Origin of the sequence: Brachyspira hampsonii, from assembly GCF_002214805.1 — a bacterium.
In the GTDB taxonomy this organism is placed as follows: domain Bacteria; phylum Spirochaetota; class Brachyspiria; order Brachyspirales; family Brachyspiraceae; genus Brachyspira; species Brachyspira hampsonii.
Map to the genome: position 1 here is coordinate 2,765,916 of NZ_CP019914.1, position 20,138 is coordinate 2,786,053.

Below are 20,138 nucleotides of genomic sequence, written 5' to 3' on the forward strand. Positions count from 1 at the left end.
TATTTTTTTATATTTAAATATATATTTGATTTTAATTTTGAATGAAAATAAAAATTGAAAGGATACTTTATAATGAGAAAAACAAAAATAATAGCAACTTTAGGACCAAGATGGTCTAATGAGGATATGATAAGAAAGATTATAGAAAATGGGGCAGATGTATGCAGGTTAAATTTTTCTTTTGGAACTTATGATGAGCATTTAGAGAGAATAAATATAATAAGAAAAGTATCGAATGAGTTAAAAAAACCTGTTGCAATATTGGCAGATTTGCAAGGACCTAAAATAAGAATAGGTAAATTGAAAGAGCCTATTACCGTAAAAGAAGGCGATATAGTAAAACTTAGCGGATATAAAGAAACTAATGATGAGAGCATTATACCTACAACACATTCCAATATAGCCCATGATGTAAAATCAGGCTCTATGCTATTAATATCTGACGGTACTATACAGCTTATAGTAGAATCAAGCGATGAGGCTTCAAAACTTGTTGTATGTAAGGTTATAACAGGAGGTACTATATTAAGCAGTAAGGGTATTAATCTTCCGGGGGCACATGTTACAACAGAAGTTCTTACTGAAAAAGATGTTAATGATGCTTTATTTGCTGCTAAGAATGGAGTTAATTATTTAGGAATGAGTTTTGTAAGAAAGGCTGAAGATGTTATTAGGCTTAGAAAGATATTAGATGATAATAATCTTAAAGATGTGGGTATTGTTTCAAAAATAGAAAATACTGAATCTCTTGAGAATTTAGAAGATATAATAAAGCATTCTGACGGCGTAATGGTGGCTAGAGGAGATTTAGGAGTAGAAATACCATTTGGAGAAGTACCTGTTTGGCAGAAGAAGATATTAAGAATGGCAAATGATATAGGAAAAATCACTATTATAGCAACCCAAATGCTTGAAAGTATGACAAAGAGTCCTGTGCCTTCAAGAGCTGAGGCTAGTGATGTTGCTAATGCTGTTTTAGACGGTACTGATGTTGTTATGATGTCTGCCGAAACTGCTTCTGGGGATTATCCTATAGAATCTGTTAAAGCTATGGTTTCTATAGTAGAGGCGGCAGAAAAATCCGTTATAAGAGATTTGCATGAAAATATGTCTTATTTAGACAGGGGAGTTAATGATGCATTGACTGACAGTGCTTCTTATTTATCATATTGTTTAGATAATAAAGTCATAATTGCTCTTTCAAGATCTGGACATACTGTTAAAAATTTATCTAAAAAAAGACCTAAAACACCTATAGTTTTTATGTCTGCTGATACTGATTTATGTAACAGGCTTTCTATATGTCATAATGTTTATACTATACTCATGCCTGAAGATTTGAATTTCAGTGCCGGTATAAGTCATGGCGGACAGATTGATATACTTGAAGATACATTAATCAAACATAATTTAGCTAATCATGGAGATATTGCTATACTTGTCAGCGGAAGCAAATGGCAGGGAAGATGGCAGGAAAACAGTGTTCGTGTAGTTGTAATACATTAATTTATATATTATATGGTTTTTAAGGATTACTATTAATTATAGTAATCCTTTTTTAATATTTTATATGTTTAATAATTATATTATATGCCAAAAAATTAGATAAAAAATTAATATTTTATAAATTACTACTTGAAGTAATTTTGAAATTTTGTATAATATTATGATTAATAAACTTTATGGAGTGGTTTTTATATGGATAATGAAAAAAGAGAGAGGTTATCTAACCGAATTGGTTTTATTATTGTATCGGCCGGATGTGCCATAGGGCTTGGCAATATATGGCGATTTCCTTATATAACAGGAAAATACGGAGGAGCTCTTTTTGTCATTATATACTTAATATGTTTAGCTATTGTAGGGCTTCCAATACTTATAATGGAATTTAGTATTGGAAGGGCAGGACAAAAAGATATTGCAGGTTCATATAAGGTAATAGAGAAAAAAGGTTCTAAATGGCATTTAATAGGCTATGTGCAAATGTTAGGCTGTTTAATACTTATGATGTTTTATACTAGTGTTACAGGCTGGACTATCACTTATGCCTATTATATGGCTTCAGGAGTTACTTTGGGACTCACACCTGATGGTATAGCTGAGTTTTTTGGAAAGATGCTTTCCAATCCTGCGATAATGGTTTTCAGTTTATTCATTTCAGTATTCTTAGGAATATTGATATGCTTTAAAGGACTGCAAAAGGGTGTTGAAAGAGCATCTAAAATTATGATGTCATCATTATTTGTTATAGTAATAGTATTAATAATTAGATCTGTTACTTTAGAAGGTGCTGTAGAGGGTATAAAATTCTATTTGCTTCCTGATTTATCCAAAATGGTTGATGGGGGAGTAGAGAAGTTTTTTGAGGTTATATATGCAGCTTTAGGGCAGGCATTTTTTACATTGGGAATTGGTGTCGGAAGTATGACCATATTCGGAAGCTACATAGGAAAGGAAAGATCTTTAACTAATGAATCTATAATAATAGTAATATTAGATACTTTAATAGCATTTCTTGCTGGTCTTGTAATATTTCCGGCTTGTTTTGCCTTTGGGGTTAATCCCGGAGATGGTGCTGGTTTAGCTTTTGTAACATTACCTAATATATTTAATTCAATGCCTATGCCTAGATTATGGGGGACATTGTTCTTTTTATTTTTAGCTATGGCGGCATTAACTACCGTTGTTACTGTATTTGAAAATTTAATAGCTTTTACTATGTCTGAATTTAATATGCATAGAAATAAGGCTTCTATATTAGTTGGAATAGTAGTATTTATATGTTCGCTTCCTACTGCTTTGGGTTTTAATGTGTTGTCATTCATACAGCCTATGGGACAAAATACTAGCTTTTTAGATTTATTTGATTTTATAGTAAGCTATAATTTGGTTGAGCTTGGAGGGATATATATAATAATATTCTGCGTGTCAAAATATGGCTGGGGATGGGACAATTTCATTAATGAAGTAGATTCTGGTTTGGGAATAAAATTTCCTAAATTTTCAAGAATTTATGTAACTTATTTTCTGCCTTTGATATTATTTGCTATGTTTATTATTAATTATATATATAAATTTTTTATTTAGAATATTGAATTAAATATTATAGCCAAGTATAGTTTTATGTGCTTGGCTTTATTTATTATTTTTTATAGGTTTTTATAATAGGTTTTATTCATTTGTATAGTCAAATAGTAAATATTGTCTTTAATATCTTTTTATGCTATACTTATGATTATCAAATATTTTCTATAGATAATTTAATAATAAAAATTAATTAAATTTCTAATTACAAAATATATTTATTTAATATCAGATTCAGTTACTAGAATATTGATTGAATTTTTAAATAATATAAACATATTTTTAATAATTTAATAATAAAAATATTTATAATATCTGTATAGGTCAGTTGATATGTTAATGGAATTTTGGAAAATTGATAAAAATATAAATTGAGTATTTTATTTTTATCATAAAGATTTTTGAAATAAGTGTTCTATAATATAAAATAAATGACTGCTTAAAATTATATTAGGAGTGATTAAGATGTTAGAAAAAGAAGTTTATGAAAGAATAAAAAAAAGATTTGAATCTCAGGATTTTTTATCTTTTGTAGGAATGAAGCTTGAACATTTAGAAAAGGGAAAAGCTGTAATATCATGTGAGAATAAAAAAGAGTTTTCACAATATTTGGGATATATGCATGGAGGTATGGTTTCGGCTATTGCAGATACTGCAGGAGGTCATGCTGCTGCCACTATGCTTAAGGATTGCTATAAAACAGTAACTTCTGAATTAAAAATACATTTTTTAAAGCCTGTTGTTTCTAAAAAAGTAATAGCCACAGGTGAGGTTATAAGTGCCGGTAAAAGATTAATTATAGTAGAATCTACTATAAGAGATGAAGAAGATAATATGCTTGCCAAAATGATAGCCACTATGTTTGTGATAGAGCCTTCTTAAAAATTATAAATTGATGTCATTTTTATTTTTAACTGCTTAAAGCGTATAAATTAGAATATATTAGCATAAAGTATTATAAAGTATCATAATGTAAGCATTGTAAAAGAATTTGTGTTACAGTTATATTTATATAGTACAAAGCAAAAATTACACTGATATAAAAATACTATAAGTATAATTAAAAAATTATATATTTGGAAATTATTATGCATATAAATGATATATTGAATGATTATATAAAAACAATTACTGAAAATAATAATAATATTGATTCCATAGTTTTATCAGGGTCAAGGAGTAGTTTGATAAATGATGATATGTCAGATTATGATATTTATGTTTATTCCAAAGGCTTATTAAAGAATAAAGATGATGTAGAATCGAGGATAAAATTTGCAGAGAAATATGCTTCTTATTATGAAATAGGAAATGATTATTTTGAGTATGGCGATGAGATGATATTAAAAGACAGCGGTATATGTTTGGATTTTATGTATAGGGATTTATCTTGGGCTGAAGGAGAGATGGAATATGTATGGAGAGGCTGCAATTCAAAAATAGGATATACTACTGCTTTTTTATACAATATCAAACATTCTAATATACTTTATGATAAAGGCGGAAAATTTAAGAAGTTTCAAGATGAATTAAATGGAGAATATCCTAATAAATTAAAAAACAACATAATAGAAAAAAATTTTAATGTTATGTACGGAAAGAAAATAGCATCTTTTTATGAGCAATTAGAAAAAGCAGTAAAAAGAAATGATATTGTTAGTATTAATCATAGGATTACGGCTATATTATCATCATATTTTGATATTTTATTTGCATTAAATGAAGAACTTCATGTGGGAGAAAAGAAGCTTTTAGATTATGTATTCAAGCTATGCAGTAAAATTCCAAATAATTTTGATAAAGATATAAAAAATATTTTATTGTGTGATAAAGAAAATGATAAAAATATTTTGAAAAAAGTTAAAATTCTTATTGAAAATATTGAAAAAATTTTTTAAATTATTAAACATAAAATTCATTAATATAATATATCATTTTTTTTATTGTATTGAAAATAATTTTATGGTATAATATTACGGTATTTAATTTTGTGTTATAGGAAAAATCAATGGAGAATCTAGAGGAGCTTCATAGCTTTTTAAAAAACAGCATAGAAAATGCTAATACTCAGGCTGAAATAGATGATATAAGAATTCATTATTTAGGGCGAAAAGGAAAAATAACAGAGCTTTTGAAAAGTCTATCTTCTATAGATAATATTGAGGAGAAGAAAGAGTTCGGAAAAAAGATTAATGAGATAAAGAGTTATTGTGAGAATTCTTTATTGGAAAAGAAAAATTTAATATCCGAGCGGGAATTTTTATCTTCTTTAGAGAAGAATAAAATAGATATAACTATGCCCGGAAGAAGACCAAAATCTGCCGGAATTAATCTTCTTACCAGAGTAGAAGAGGAAATAGTTTCAATTTTAACAGAAATAGGTTTTAGAGTTGTGGAAGGTAACGAGATAGAAGATGATTTTCATAATTTTGAGGCATTAAATATACCATATTATCATCCTTCAAGAGATAGTCATGACTCTTTCTTTATATCTAAAGATCATGTACTTAGAACTCATACATCAGGCATGCAGATAAGAACCATGATGGAAACGCCTCCTCCTATAGCAGTTGTTTCACCGGGTAAATGTGCAAGAAGAGATGCTATAGATTCAAAACATTCTCCTGTATTTCATCAAGTTGAAGGGATTATGGTTGATAATGGAATAAGTTTTAATGATTTGAAAGGTATATTAGAATTATTCTGTAAAAAAATGTTTGGGGATAAGACACAGATAAGATTAAGACCAGATTATTTCCCATTTGTAGAGCCGGGTGCAGATTTGAGTGCTACTTGTGTAATATGCGGAGGAAGCGGATGTAAAACATGCGGCGGAGAGGGCTGGCTTGAACTTATGGGAGCAGGTATGATTCATCCTAATGTATTTAAACATGTTGGATATGATATAAATAAATATACAGGTTTTGCATTTGGAATGGGTATAGAAAGAGTAGCTATGATTAAATATGGAATAACTGATATAAGAATGTTTTATGAAAACGATATAGATTTCTTAAAGCAATGGTGAAAATATTTAATTAAATAAGTATAGAGGCTGAAATATATAGCAATAATAAAAATATTTTTAAGTGAATTAAGTTGAGGATATAATAATGAGAGTTCCATTAAGTTGGCTAAAAGAATTTGTTAATTTAGACGGATTTAGTGTAGAGGAAATTGCTGAAAAAATAACTTTAGCAGGAAGTGAAATTTCATCTATAGAAACTACAGGAGGCGATATACCGAGTGTTATTATAGGTAAAATAACATCTGTACATAAACATCCTGATGCTGATAAATTAAGTGTATGTAAAGTTGATGTTGGCGATGGAGATACACTCTCAATAGTATGCGGTGCCCCTAATGTAAAAGAGGGTATATATGTTCCTGTGGCTATGATAGGTGCTAAACTTCCAAACGGATTAACCATAAAAAAGGCTTCTATAAGAGGTTTTGAAAGTAATGGTATGCTATGTTCCAGAACAGAATTGGGTTATGAAGAAGTAGAAGGCGTATATGGTATATGGATATTAGATGAAGATATAGAAAAAGTTAATGCTGATAAAGACAGCATATTAGGAAATTCTCTTTCTACAATAGTAGGAAGTACAGATCATATATTTAATGTTGAAATCACAGCAAATAGAGGAGATTTGGTAAGTATTATAGGTTTTGCCAGAGAATGTTCTTTAGTTTTAGAAAGAAGAGTAAGCATTCCTTCTGTTAATACTTATGATGCTGCAGGTGGTAATATAGACATAACAATAGAAAGCACTGACAGCTGCTATAAATATGTAGGCAGACTTATAAAAGACATAACTGTAGGACCTTCTCCTGATTGGATGCAGAAAAGATTAAAAATGTGCGGTATAAATCCTGTTAATAATATAGTTGATGTTACAAACTATGTTATGCTTGAATACGGACAGCCTTTGCATGCTTATGATTTTGACAAAATAAAAGATGGTAAAATCATAGTTAGAAATGCCAGAAACGGAGAAAAAATTACTTTGCTTGACGGCAGGGAAATAGACCTTACAGACGAAGTTTTGGTAGTGGCTGACAGCGAAAAACCTATTGGCGTTGCCGGAGTTATGGGCGGTGATTCCACTAAAATCGAAAATGATACTAAAAATATTTTAATAGAAAGTGCATATTTTGATCATATAGCGGTGAAAAAATCTACAATAGCAACTAAGACAAAAACAGATGCTTCATACAGATTTGAAAGAGATATAGATCATACTCTTACACTTGCCGCTTTGAATAGAGTTGTTGATTTAATAGTTACTTTGGATAATTCATGCAAAATAGCTTCAAGATCTAAAGAGGTAAATGTTAAGCAGTTTGATGCTAATATAATAGTATTTGACTGCGGACTTGTAAAAAGATATTTAGGTCTTAATATGAATAAGATGGAAATATCTTCTATTTTCAAAAGATACGGATTCAAAGCCGTAGCTTTAGGGGAAAATAATCTTAAAGTAGAGATACCTTATTACAGACATGATTTATCTATAGCTGAAGATTTAATAGAGGAAATAGCAAGGGTATATGGCTACAATAATATATCTTCAAATGTTCCGCATATAAAATGTAATCCTATAAACACTGATTATGCTGAAGTGAGCTTTGTTAAGCATAGAATGGCTTCTTATGGGCTTTATGAAACTAAGCAGTATTCTATGGGGGATAGTAATGTATTTAAGGCTATGGGAATAGAAGAAGAAAAATTGATAAAAGTAGTAAATCCATTAACTAATGAAATGGATGTTTTAAGACCTGTAACTTTGGCTTCACTTCTTAATAGTGTAGCTTATAATCAGAATCACAGGCATAAAAACGGTGCTTTATTTGAAGTAGGAAACATATTCTATAAAGAAAATGAAAACTTTATAGAAGAAAAGCATTTATCTGCTGTTATGTTCGGACTTTATCAGGAAAAACTATGGAATAAAGAAGCAAGAGCTTATGATTTCTTTGATATGAGCGGAGTGATAGAAGAGCTTTTAATGAGAGATTTAAAATGTACTGATTATAATTTAATACCTAAAGAGAATAAATGGTTTATACCTACTATGTCTGGTGAGATTGTTATATTCGGGGAGAAAATAGGTATTATTGGAAGACTTCATCCTAAACTTCTTAAACTTTTCGATATAAACGGAGAAGTATATTTCTTGGATATTGATATAAGAAAAACTTTGAAGTTGGTTAAAGAGAGAGTTAAAAAACAGAAATTAAAAGATATAGGAAAATATCCGGCAGTATTCAGAGATTTAGCTTTAGTTTGCGGCAATAATATAGAGTTCAGCAAGGTTATTAAATCTATAACTAAGTTTAATAATATCATACAGAATGTGAGTGTAGTTGATAGATATGTTGGGGAACAAGTAGAAGAAGGAAAACAGTCCATAGCAATATCTATAACTTATTATGATCCTAATAAAACTTTAAGGGAAGAAGATATTAACAGTGTGGAAAAATCTTTGCTTGAAATGCTAAAAACAAGATTTGATATTAATTTAAGGGCATAATTTGTGAAGATTAAAGAGGGTTTATAATGGAATACGATATAATAACTTGGGAAAATATAGATGAAGCTATAGAAGTATTAGCGAAACAAATAGAAGATTCAAAAATTCATTATGAGGTTATTTACGGATTAGCAAGAGGCGGATTAGTACCTGCAGTTATGCTTTCGCATAGACTTAAAGTTCCTATGGTTTTAAATATGGAAGAAGTTTGGAGATTAAAAGTAAAAAATAAATCTGCTTTAATTATTGATGATATATCAGATACAGGAGAAACTTTAAAATATTTTGATGATCAGAAATTTGATATTGCTACTTTATTTGTAAGAGAGCATACGAGTAAAATAAAGCCTAGATACAGTTATAAAAATATTAATCATGATAATTGGCTTTTATTTCCTTGGGAGACTAAAGCATCTAGTAAATAATTATATATAGATATTTCACTTTTACAAACATTTTCTTATTTTTATAGGAGTATGTTTGTTTTTTTATATTTAAATACAATTAAATATATATTAGCGATTTTTTATTTATGATACATAAAAAATTATTTAATAAAAATATATATCTATCACATACTCACAAGTTTTTTATTTCTTTATTTATATTCATAAAAAATTATTCGTTTAAATGGTTTGCTAAATAAATTTAGTAAACGCTCATAATTTTTTTATTTCTTCTATACTTAAACCTGTATTTTCACTTATGATTTTTATATCTATACCGGATTTTTTGAAATTTCTAGCTATTGATATTGCTTTATTTTTTTCACCTTGTTCTATACCTTGTTCTATACCTTGTTCTATACCTTGTTCTATACCTTGTTCTATACCTTCAGTTATTCCTTCTTCTTTGGCTTTTTTTAAATCTAATTCTATACTCCTATCAAAGAAATATGCATCTATTTCACGCTTTTTATATTTATCCATTACAGGAGTATTATTGACGAAAGTATGGCATTTCTTTTCTACTTCTTCAAAGATAGTATTTTCTTTTATTAAATTTGACATATCTTCTCCTTTAAAAAATTTTACCCAAGAAATGAATTCTTTATGTATATTATCAAGATTTTCTATTTTTTTATTAATATCTTTAAAATTGAATTTAGGAAGCTCAATAAAGTGCAGCTGACAATGATCTGTAAGAATCTTATTATTATTTAATTCTTTCAATACATAACAATTATGAACTTTATCCTCATCTGTTAGTATGAAGTTTGTTATATTGATACTTACAGTTGGTTTCAATTCATCATAAAAAGAACCTCTGTTTAAACTGCTGCTGTAATTATAAGCCCAATAATATAAAGCTCTTTTTATAAAATCCTCATTACCTTTGGATTGAATTTCTATTAATACGGTTATTCCTGTTTCTGTAGTAGCCTTAATATCGACTATAGATTCTTTTTCATTGTAATTTTCTGCTATATTGAACGGATTTAATATTTCTATTTTTTCAAAAGTTTCAAAGTCTAAATCTTTAAATACGGCATTAATGAAATTCAAAGCTATGTTTTCATTTCCTTCATATGAAAATAAATAGCGTATAAAATAATCATTAATCCTATTTAAATTATTTATTGTAACTGTTTCATTTAGTATTTGTTTTAATTTTTCCAAATCTTTCATAGTTTTATTATACTTAATTAATTATAAATGTAAAGCTAGTATAATTTTATTTATTAATTTTTAATTTTGATATGTGATAATAAAATATTAATTATAATTCTATCTATTTATATTAATACTATTAAAATATGAGGCTTATTACTTGTAATTTTTATATGAAATTTTTATTTATATTGATTAACTATATATTAATGATTATAATATTAAAAAATATACAAAGTAATATATAGTATACTTTTTTGACAAACTTTATTATTTTATGTATAATTAATAAAAAGTTGAAAATTATGAATCAGGAAGTTAAAAGTTATATACATGAAAAATTAAAAATTATTCCGGATAAGTCCGGAGTATATTTTATGAAGGATTCCAAATCCGAAATAATTTATATAGGTAAGGCAAAATCTCTAAAGAAAAGAGTTTCATCATATTTTAACAATTCAAATAAAGATGCAAAAACAACAGCATTAGTAGAGCATATAAGAGATATTGATTATATACTTACAGAAAATGAAGTTGAGGCTTTGATATTAGAAGCTGAGATGATAAGAAAGCATAAGCCGCATTATAATATACTTCTTAAAGATCAGAAATCATTTCCTTTTATAGCAATAACAAATGAGCATTTTCCGAGAGTGATAAAGGCTAGAAATGTAATAGATAAAGATAATGCAAGAAAATACAAAAAATATTACGGACCTTATGTTGCTGCTGAAAGGGCGGATAATATAGTAAAGTTTATAATTGATAATTTCAAATTAAGAAGATGCAAATATGATTTTCCGCTTAAAAGACCTATAAGACCATGCCTTTATCATCATATAGGAAAATGTACTGCTCCTTGTGCCGATTTAATTAGTGAAGAAGATTATGATAAAACCATAGAGGATGCTATAATGGTGCTTGATGGCAATGTTGATGAATTAGTGGCAAGATTAAAGCAGGAGATGTTTGTTCATGCTGAGAAGTTAGAGTTTGAGGCGGCTAAAGATTTGAGAGATAAAATTGATTTGCTTAAATATATAACAGTAGAGCAGAGTATTTATATTCCTGAAAGCGATGATATTGATATAATAGGAGCTTATGGAGAGAATGGAAATTATATAATAGTTATATTATCAGTTAAAGGAGGTAAACTTGCTGACAGAAAAACTTTCAGTATGCACTCTCCGAATGATGATGAATATTATTCAGAAAAAGGCGTATCGAAATATTCTGAAATACTTTCTGCTTTTTTTACTCAGTATTATACTCATGCCAATTTGATACCTGCTTCTATATCTACGGATTTTCCTATTAATGATGCTGATATAATAAAAGATTATTTAAAGCAGGTTTCAGGCAGAGATGTTGATATAAAACTCGATAAAAGCAAAAAAGGTTTAATGAGCATAGCAAATGAGAATGCCAAACATTTATTTAAAGAAAAGGCATTGATAAGAGAAATACCTTTAGGAATAACAAGGCTTCAGGAGATATTCAAATTGAAAAAAGCACCTTCTGTAATAGAGTCTTTCGATATAGCACATATTCAGGGAAGCTATACTATGGCTGGTATGGTAAGATTTGTTAATGGGGTTTCTGACAATAAGAATTACAGAATATTTAATATGAAAACAGTTACAGGCATAGATGACTTTGCTTCTATCAAAGAGGCGGTTTACAGAAGATATAAAAGGCTTAGAGATGAGAATCTTACTTTCCCAGACTTAATACTGATAGACGGAGGAAAGGGACAGCTTAATTCAGCAATAGAGGCATTGAAAGAACTTGATATAAAAGGACAGCCTATAATGGCATTAGCTAAAAAGTTTGAGGAGATATATTTGCCAAATAGAAATGAACCTGTACAATTAAGCGATAATGAACCCGCCAGACTTTTTTTACAGAAGGTTAGAGATGAAACTCACAGATGGGTTAATAGCAGTCATGGTAAGAAAAGAAGCAGAGAAATGGTTAAAAGTGAACTTGAAAATATAGAGGGTATAGGTAAAAAAACTATAGAGAAATTGTATTCTCATTTTATAAATATAGATAATATAAAAAATGCATCTTTTGAAAGCATTAGAAATATACCAGGAATAAGCTATAAAGCAGCAAATAATATATACGAACATTTTCATAAATAAGTTATTTATTATTATAAACTCATTTATCTTGATATCATCTTCCATATTATCATCATATCATTTATAGCATAATCAAGAAAATCTTTAAATCCGCAGAAATCTCCGCTTTCATCTATGTACATATTGTTTTCCATTCTTTTGCATCCAGAGCTGCATACTCTTAAGTATTTACAAGAGCGGCATAATGAATGGCTTTCATCATTTATTCTGTTTATTTTTTCATTGATAAAGTCTTTTGCTTTGCTGCTTGAATAAATATCAGCCAAATCTTCTTCTGCTATATTTCCTATTTTATAATCATCTAAACAATAAAAATCGCAAGGAAAAACATCTCCATTGCTTTCTATTATTATCTGATTTGTGCATTTTCCGTTTATACCGCAAGTCATAGGAGGATAGCCTCCAAAAAATAATGGAATAATATTGTCAAAGAACTGTATACTATAATAATTATTATTAAAAAAATCTTCTTTCCATAATGAAAATATTTCTTTATAGAAGTATGAAAACTCTTTTGGTTTTATAGAATATTCATTATTGCATGAATTTATTTCAGATAGGCATGGTATGAATTGAGTATATTTTATATTCAGCTTCTTTATCTTTTTGTATATGTCTTTAGGGTATTTTGATAATTCGGATGTAAGAACTGTAAGTATATTGTATTCCACATTTAAAGCATCAAATAATTTTTTAGTTTCTAATACTTTGTTATATGTATCATTATTATTTTTATCTACTCTATAATTATCATGTATATCTTTTATTATATCAAAAGAAAGTCCTACTAAGAAATTATTTTTTTTGAATAAACCGCACCATTTATCATCTATTAATAATCCGTTGGTTTGTATACTGTAATTTATATTGATGTTTTTTTTATTTCTTTCATTAGCATAATCTATAAATGACTTAAAATATTCAATTCCGGCTGCAGTTGGTTCTCCGCCCTGAAATGAAAATAAGGCATTTTTATCAGCATTTTGAAGAACTTTATCTATTACAGCTTTCATTACTTTTTCAGTCATGATTCCGTTATTTTCTATTTTTCTGTTTTTAGCTTCGTCTATATAAAAGCAGTATTTACAATTTATATTGCATAGAGATGATGATGGTTTAATTAATACTGATACATTATTCATAGATTTTATATTAATACATAATTTTATAAATTTCAATATTTATAATCGTTATATATTGTTTGAGATTTTATTTTATTGTAAAAATATAATAATTAGTATATGATTAACTATAATATTTTTTAAAATATTAAGAGGCAGTAATGGAAAATCATTTTGTTAAAAATATATGTTTTGAAAATTTTAAATGCTTTAAAAAGTTAGAATTTGATGGTTTTAAAAGAGTTAATTTGATAGGCGGTAAGAATAATGTAGGAAAAACTTCTTTTATGGAAGGAGTTAATCTTGCCGTATATTCAGAAGATGCTTTGAAGCTTCATACTAATATAAGACAAATGATTAAAAGCAGACAAAATGATGATATTGATATAGATTTTTTTAATGATGATGAGAATATTATTAATATTAAATACAATAATAAAAAAATAAAAATGGTATATATAAAAGATCCGTCAAAAGAAAATAAAATGATTATTCATCCTTATTTTAATTTAATTGTTGATAATAGTAAATTTGAATTAGATATATACGATTTTTGTAATGATAAAATAATAATTAAAGATGATTATCATTTTATACATTCTTTTAAAACTGACGAAGAATATACAGCATCTTTATATGGTCAATTAACAAATTTGGGTAAGGAAGATTATGTTGATAATTCATTAAAAATATTTGATGAAAATATTATTGGTCTTAGGCAAATATTTAATAATAATAAGGTTATATTGAAATTAAAGTTAAAAGACAGAGAGAAGCCTGTTTTATTATCTTCATTTGGTGAAGGTATTAATAGATATATTGCAATCATTTGTGCAATATGGGCTAGTAAGGACGGATATTTATTTATTGATGAAATAGAAAATGGAATACATTATACAAATTATCCTAAGTTATGGAAATTGATTTTTGATATATCTAAAGAGGCTAATTGTCAGGTATTTGCTGCTACTCATTCAAAAGAATGCATAGAGGCTTTTAATAAAGAAAATAAAGACAATGAAGGATTATATTTAGAGTTTTATAGAAATCAAAAAACAGGACTTATTAATATAAAAGATAGAGATAATGAGCAGTTAGAATATGCACTTCTTAATAATGGAGAGTTTAGAGGTGAATAATTTAATAATAGTTGAAAGTAAAAATGATAAATTTTTTATAGAAAGATTAATTGAACATTCTAATATTAATAATGTAAATGTTGAATGTATTTGTGAATTTGAATGTTTAGATGGAATTAGTAACCTTAATAAAAAATTGAAAGATATAAAATTTGATAAATATGATAGAGTAGGAATTATTTTGGATGCTGATAAAGAAGGTATAAATAAAAGAATTGAGTTTATAAATAATGCTTTGAAAAATGTATGTGATGATGTAAATCTTACAGTAATAAATAAATTAGAAAAGTCTTCTAAACTCGATATTGATTTTGTATGTTATATTATGAATGTAGATGGATATGGAGAATTAGAAACTATATTAAAATCAATAAAAAAATCTGATTCTGTTTTTGCTGATTGTTTAGAGAGTTGGAGAGAATGCTTAAAAAATAATGGAAAATATATAAGTGATAAAGATTTTGATAAGTTCTATATAAATAATTATATTAGATTTGATACATGCAGTAAATCAGAACAAAAACAAGCTAGTAAATTCTGCAGTTTTGAGTCTGCTATGAAAAAAGATATATGGGATTTAGATAATAGCATACTAGATGATTTGAAAGAGTTTTTAAAATCATTAATTTAAAAAATTAAAATAAATCAATAGAAAATGATAAAAAAGCATTAATATAAACTTATAATCTATTATATTTTTTGTATATAGTATAAAGTTTTTTTAAGGTGTAATAAAAATGAAAAATAATAAAAACTATTATACTATAATACCTTCTAATGTAAGACATGATAAGAGATTAAAATCATTATCAAAACTTATTTACGGAGAAATAGCAGCACTTACCAATGATAAGGGCTATTGCTGGGCTAATAATAATTATTTTGCAGAAATCTATTCTGTGAGTAAAGATACTATTTCAAGGTCTGTAAAACAGCTTGAAGAATATAATTATATAAAATGCGTGTATGATAAAACTAAACAAAATAATGAGAAGAGAAAAATATATATAAAAAAATTTAATTTTGTATCAGCAAAAAAGCCTATAGAGTGTAGTAAAAATTTGGGCGACGGTATAGATAAAAAAGACGAAGATAATAATAAAGATAATAACTTAAATAATAAAGATAATACAAAAATTGACTCTCCCTCTGCTTGTTTAGAATTTGATATATTTGTAAATGATCTTATTAATACTTTTAATTTTCTTACAGGAAATAAAGCTAGTAAATTATATCAAGTACATTCTTTTAAGACTAAATACAGTCAGGAAGAAATTAAATCAATTTTCTATGATAGGAAATATGATTGGAGGGACTCTATTAATTTGGCAAAACAAAAAGTAGAGTATAAAGACAATTTATCAGGTATATGGCTTGATTTTATTATCTATTTAAAAATATATTTAATGAAAGGAGACAGAGAAAACACTATTAAAAGACATTACAGCAAGGAAGAATTGATAAAGAGAGAAGAGCGGCTTAAAGAAATAGAGTTAATTAAAATGCAGAAAGAGAGTGAAGAGAAATTAAAATTGCTTGAGGAAGAAAAAAGGCTTGGTTTTGATAAGATGACTGAAGATGAGATTATAGAGTTCACCAAAAGAAAATTAATGTTTTTAAAAAGGGCTTAATATTAAGTATGTTTTATTGTTTGTTTTTAGTATACTAAATAAGAATATGTATATTTGTTATGATAATCAAAGCAGGGTATTTATATTTATATTGGAGAGAGTAATGGAACAATAATCAAAAAAGTTAATGAAGTTATGAAAAGCATTTTTAATATATTAAATTATAAAAGTTTTTAATTAGAGAAGCAACAGATTTTTAAAGTTTAATAAAAAGGTTAGCATCATAACAATACTAACCTTGATTAACTTACTTATTTTTTAGCTTTCTTCCTTCTTTATCGGTAAATTTGTCTAATATGATCATTACAATGTCTATAATGTACCAAATACTCCTGCGGTAATTAGATATAGTATGCCTCTATTTTTCCTACATAGAATCTATGTACCGGCAGGAATATAGCTAAAATCAGCTTTTATTTGAAACTTCCACAAACTCTCCCTTAAATTTATCTACCGTACTATAGTATAGTATATTAAAATAAAATTCAAGTACAAAAGACTATTTTATAATAAAAAATATTGTTCTTATTATTTTTTTCATTGTTCCGATAATTTAAAAATAGATTTATTTTACAAATATATTAGAATTTTAGTTTTTATTAATATATATTATTATAAGGAGAGGTGTGTATATGGCAACAAGTGAAGCTTTTCTTGATGAAGTATATAAAAATGCAGTGGAAGCAGAGGTAAATAAAAGAAGCACCACGCTTTCTAATTTGGCAGATAATGCAAGGGATTATCAAAGACAAATATCTGCTTATGAGGATTTAAAATCCAGATTAGATACGCTATCTACAGCCTCAAAAGAGCTTTACGGCTTTCGTTCTCCTTTCAAAAATTATGTAGGTACAGGGGAAGGCATACCGGATTATTTTACAGTAACAGCCAATAGATTAGCAAATACCACCACTTATGATATAGCTATTAAGGATATAGCGGCAAGCCAGAAATTTTCATCAAAGGCTTTCAATATGACTGATACTCTTCCTGCGGGAAAAATAGTTCTGAAAATAGGAGAGGAAGAAACTACTATAGATTTTGCAGGCGGAAGTTTGGTAAATTTGCAGAAAGCTATAGATAAGGCATTCGGTAAGAAAATAAAAACTACAATAACTCAGAAATCAAGAAATTTACAGGTTCTTACTATGGACCTAGTAAAAACAGGTTCCAAAAATATAGTAGAAGTTGTAAGCGATGATTCCGGTATATTGAAAGAGCTAAATATGTTTACTAGACGCCCTTATAGGCATTTGGGACATATATTTAATGAGCAGCTTTTGAATAAATGGGAAGATGAATCAGATAATTTAACTACTAACTATATGGTAAAAAATGACTTTATAGTATTAAAGGGCGAGAATAAATTATCACTTCCATTGCATAGAGAGGCAGAAGCTAATGAAAATATTACTCTATCTATAACAGCTAGAGTTTCTGATACTTTAGATGATGAAGAAGCTCCTATTATGCCTCCTACAGTTGATTTGTCTATACCTGATACAGGCGTAACTTTTAATAAAATAGACAGCGTAATATATAAAGATGTTGAATTATACGGAGAAGGTTTATCACCTGCAGACAGCTCTAGAACTTTTGAAGATATAAAGAAATATAAAGAAGCCTTAGAAGAAGAAAGAAAGGCTAAAGAAGGACTTGAAGCGGAAGCACCTGAACCAATAGATGCTACAGGATTTAACTCTGAGATTATCGGTGTAAAATATATAAATAAAGCAGGAGATGAGGTAGAAAAATTCTTTGCTTTACCTACTATAAGTGCCTCATGGCAAAGACTGAATATTCCTATAGGCGGACAGTTTGAAGAGGGCGATGTAATAACAGAGGTTGTTCTTATAAATAAGAATCCAGGATATAATGTATTTTATAAGGATTTATTAGTTGAGGATATGGGCAAGGAAGAAGATGCACCTAATTATTTGGTTTCAGAGGCTACAGATGCTAGAGCTTCTATAGACGGAGTTGATGTATTAAGCGAAAGTAATGAGTTTAATGATGTAGTTAATGGACTTAATATTACAGCTAAAAAAGTTACTCCTGAGGCATTTGCTACTACTATTGAAGTTGATAAAGAGGGAGTAGTTAATGCTATAGCTAATTTTATAAGGGCTTATAATGAGGTTATAGATCTTCTTAATGATACTACACAAAGACCTTTATCGAGAGATATTAGAGACGGACTTGAAGCTATGAATAGAACCGATTTAAATGATTTGGCTACCACTTTGGGAATAGAGTTTAATTATGATATGACAGATGATGCTTTGAGAAAGAAACTTTATTTTGTAGGGGTATTCAGCGGAAATACTCTTGTAAGCACTTTATCTCAAAGGGTGAGAATGATAGTTGCTGATGCTTATGAAACAGAGTACGGTGAGGAATTGGCACTTCTAGATCAGATAGGAATAAACAGAGGAAATGCCGGAGAGGAATGGTCTAAAGTAAAAAAAGGTTTCTTACAGGTAGATGAAGAAAAATTCATGAATAAAATAGAAACGCAGATGGACGGTATAGAAGAATTATTTTCTAATGATACCACAGGCGATGATGTGCCGGATACAGGAGTTGCTTATACTATGAGCGATTTTATAACTCCTTATTCTCAAACAAGGGGTATTGTTGAAAATAGTATTGCTATGACCAGAAGCCGTTTAGATGATAATAAAAGAAGAATGGACGATGAAAAAGATCGTATAGAACAATACAGACAGCAGAGATTAGCTTCATATTATCAAATGCAGGCAGAATTGCAGCAGGCTGAAAGAGAAAGAAAGAGACTTGAGTCTTCACTTAATCAGAATAATGGCGGTAATTAATTATTAATTTAATATAATACTATTGTGTATTTAATATGCAATAGTATTTTTTTATAATAATCAGAGTATGAAAAAAATCGGACTTGTATTAGGCGGCGGAGGGGGAAGAGGTGCTTATCATATAGGCGTTTGGAAATATTTAATAGAATCTGGTATATATGATAAAGTGTCTGCTATTTCCGGAACTTCTGTAGGTGCTTTGAATGCTTGTCTTATGGCTATGAATAATTATGATACAGCCGTAAAAGTCTGGAAAGAAGAAATAGAAACAAAAATTCTAATGTCTAAAAAGATTAAGGACTATTTTAAAATTGATAAATCTTCTATATTCGGTATGTTTTCAAGAGAAGGATTAATAGAAATCATAGATAAATATATAGATCTTAATCTTTTGTCAAATTATCATTTTAATATATACGCTTCCTGTACAGAATATAATGCCCCATTTTTTATAAAATCAAAATACTTCAAATTAAACGGCAATTCTAATGAAAGAATAAAGAAAATACTTTTAGCTACTTCCGCACTTATAGCGGTATTTCCTACAGAAAAGATTGATAATAAATTCTATCTTGACGGCTATTATACAGATGATTGTCCTATAGAGCCTCTTTATCTTTATGAAAATTGTACAGACATAATAGTTATACATTTGGATTATAAAAAGCCTGTGAAAAAGAAAGATAATGTCAATATTTATGAAATGTATCCCTCTAAAGACTTAGGCAATTTCTTTTACGGCGTGCTTGATTTCTCTCCAAAAGGTGCTGAAAGAAGAATAGAACAGGGTTATAATGATGCCCAAAATTATTTCAAAGATTTGAGTATATTGCGATAAAATAATATAAAAAACAACTATAAATGCATATTGTGTTAACATAATTTAGTTATCATAATATAATCAAAACTATTCTTTTTTACATATTATCAAAAATCATGTTTTTTTATACAATATATAATATTGACTTTTTTAATAATTCTATTATTATAAAAGCCATTAAAAATGATGTGTAAAAATATAGTAAGGTTATGGGA

At 27.8% G+C, this 20,138-nt stretch carries 15 protein-coding genes and 1 pseudogene; 13 read left to right on the top strand and 3 right to left on the bottom strand.

The window, feature by feature from the left end:
- The first annotated feature begins 72 nt into the window (after positions 1–72).
- From pyk to BHAMNSH16_RS12215, 7 genes are all read left to right on the top strand, one after another.
- A complete protein-coding gene (pyk, locus tag BHAMNSH16_RS12185; RefSeq protein WP_008726827.1) occupies positions 73–1,506 on the top strand; it encodes a pyruvate kinase in 1,434 nt (477 codons plus the stop codon).
- Positions 1,507–1,698: 192 nt separating this feature from the next.
- Entirely contained in the window at positions 1,699–3,087 is a 1,389-nt protein-coding gene (locus BHAMNSH16_RS12190) for a sodium-dependent transporter (RefSeq protein WP_008726826.1), read from the top strand.
- A gap of 462 nt (positions 3,088–3,549) precedes the next feature.
- A complete protein-coding gene (locus BHAMNSH16_RS12195) occupies positions 3,550–3,966 on the top strand; it encodes a PaaI family thioesterase (RefSeq protein WP_008726825.1) in 417 nt (138 codons plus the stop codon).
- A gap of 206 nt (positions 3,967–4,172) precedes the next feature.
- Positions 4,173–4,982, top strand: a complete 810-nt coding sequence (locus tag BHAMNSH16_RS12200; RefSeq protein WP_069731532.1) for a DUF4037 domain-containing protein — start codon at positions 4,173–4,175, stop codon at positions 4,980–4,982.
- Positions 4,983–5,092: 110 nt separating this feature from the next.
- Positions 5,093–6,112 (top strand): phenylalanine--tRNA ligase subunit alpha, encoded by a 1,020-nt coding sequence (gene pheS / locus BHAMNSH16_RS12205; protein ID WP_008726823.1) that lies wholly within the window; start codon positions 5,093–5,095, stop codon positions 6,110–6,112.
- Between the two features lie 85 nt (positions 6,113–6,197).
- A complete protein-coding gene (gene pheT, locus BHAMNSH16_RS12210; RefSeq protein ID WP_069731533.1) occupies positions 6,198–8,621 on the top strand; it encodes a phenylalanine--tRNA ligase subunit beta in 2,424 nt (807 codons plus the stop codon).
- 26 nt (positions 8,622–8,647) lie between these two features.
- Positions 8,648–9,046, top strand: a complete 399-nt coding sequence (locus tag BHAMNSH16_RS12215; protein ID WP_008726822.1) for a phosphoribosyltransferase — start codon at positions 8,648–8,650, stop codon at positions 9,044–9,046.
- Between the two features lie 234 nt (positions 9,047–9,280).
- Here the strand turns inward: BHAMNSH16_RS12215 and BHAMNSH16_RS12220 are convergent, their stop codons facing one another.
- Complete coding sequence (locus BHAMNSH16_RS12220) at positions 9,281–10,249, bottom strand: Rpn family recombination-promoting nuclease/putative transposase (protein ID WP_069731534.1); 969 nt, start codon at positions 10,247–10,249, stop codon at positions 9,281–9,283.
- 287 nt (positions 10,250–10,536) lie between these two features.
- On the opposite strand from BHAMNSH16_RS12220, the gene uvrC reads away from it, so the two are divergent.
- Positions 10,537–12,378, top strand: a complete 1,842-nt coding sequence (uvrC, locus tag BHAMNSH16_RS12225; RefSeq protein WP_008731798.1) for an excinuclease ABC subunit UvrC — start codon at positions 10,537–10,539, stop codon at positions 12,376–12,378.
- A 23-nt stretch (positions 12,379–12,401) separates the two neighbouring features.
- On the opposite strand, the gene BHAMNSH16_RS12230 is transcribed toward uvrC, so the two are convergent.
- Positions 12,402–13,520 carry a radical SAM/SPASM domain-containing protein gene (locus BHAMNSH16_RS12230; RefSeq protein ID WP_069731541.1) on the bottom strand — a complete coding sequence of 373 codons (1,119 nt, stop codon included), beginning with the start codon at positions 13,518–13,520 and terminating at the stop codon, positions 12,402–12,404.
- 140 nt (positions 13,521–13,660) lie between these two features.
- On the opposite strand from BHAMNSH16_RS12230, the gene BHAMNSH16_RS12235 reads away from it, so the two are divergent.
- From BHAMNSH16_RS12235 to BHAMNSH16_RS12245, 3 genes are all read left to right on the top strand, one after another.
- Positions 13,661–14,638 carry an AAA family ATPase gene (locus BHAMNSH16_RS12235; protein ID WP_069731535.1) on the top strand — a complete coding sequence of 326 codons (978 nt, stop codon included), beginning with the start codon at positions 13,661–13,663 and terminating at the stop codon, positions 14,636–14,638.
- Positions 14,631–15,269 (top strand): DUF3226 domain-containing protein, encoded by a 639-nt coding sequence (locus tag BHAMNSH16_RS12240; protein ID WP_069731536.1) that lies wholly within the window; start codon positions 14,631–14,633, stop codon positions 15,267–15,269. Before BHAMNSH16_RS12235 ends, BHAMNSH16_RS12240 begins: the two co-directional genes overlap by 8 nt.
- A 106-nt stretch (positions 15,270–15,375) precedes the next feature.
- A complete protein-coding gene (locus tag BHAMNSH16_RS12245) occupies positions 15,376–16,269 on the top strand; it encodes a helix-turn-helix domain-containing protein (protein WP_069731537.1) in 894 nt (297 codons plus the stop codon).
- A 247-nt stretch (positions 16,270–16,516) separates the two neighbouring features.
- Here the strand turns inward: BHAMNSH16_RS12245 and BHAMNSH16_RS14775 are convergent.
- Positions 16,517–16,679: pseudogene (locus BHAMNSH16_RS14775) on the bottom strand (NINE protein).
- 222 nt (positions 16,680–16,901) lie between these two features.
- On the opposite strand from BHAMNSH16_RS14775, the gene fliD reads away from it, so the two are divergent.
- Positions 16,902–19,103 (top strand): flagellar filament capping protein FliD, encoded by a 2,202-nt coding sequence (fliD, locus tag BHAMNSH16_RS12250; RefSeq protein WP_008730675.1) that lies wholly within the window; start codon positions 16,902–16,904, stop codon positions 19,101–19,103.
- A 67-nt stretch (positions 19,104–19,170) separates the two neighbouring features.
- Positions 19,171–19,941, top strand: a complete 771-nt coding sequence (locus tag BHAMNSH16_RS12255; protein WP_008730673.1) for a patatin-like phospholipase family protein — start codon at positions 19,171–19,173, stop codon at positions 19,939–19,941.
- Positions 19,942–20,138 lie beyond the last annotated feature (197 nt).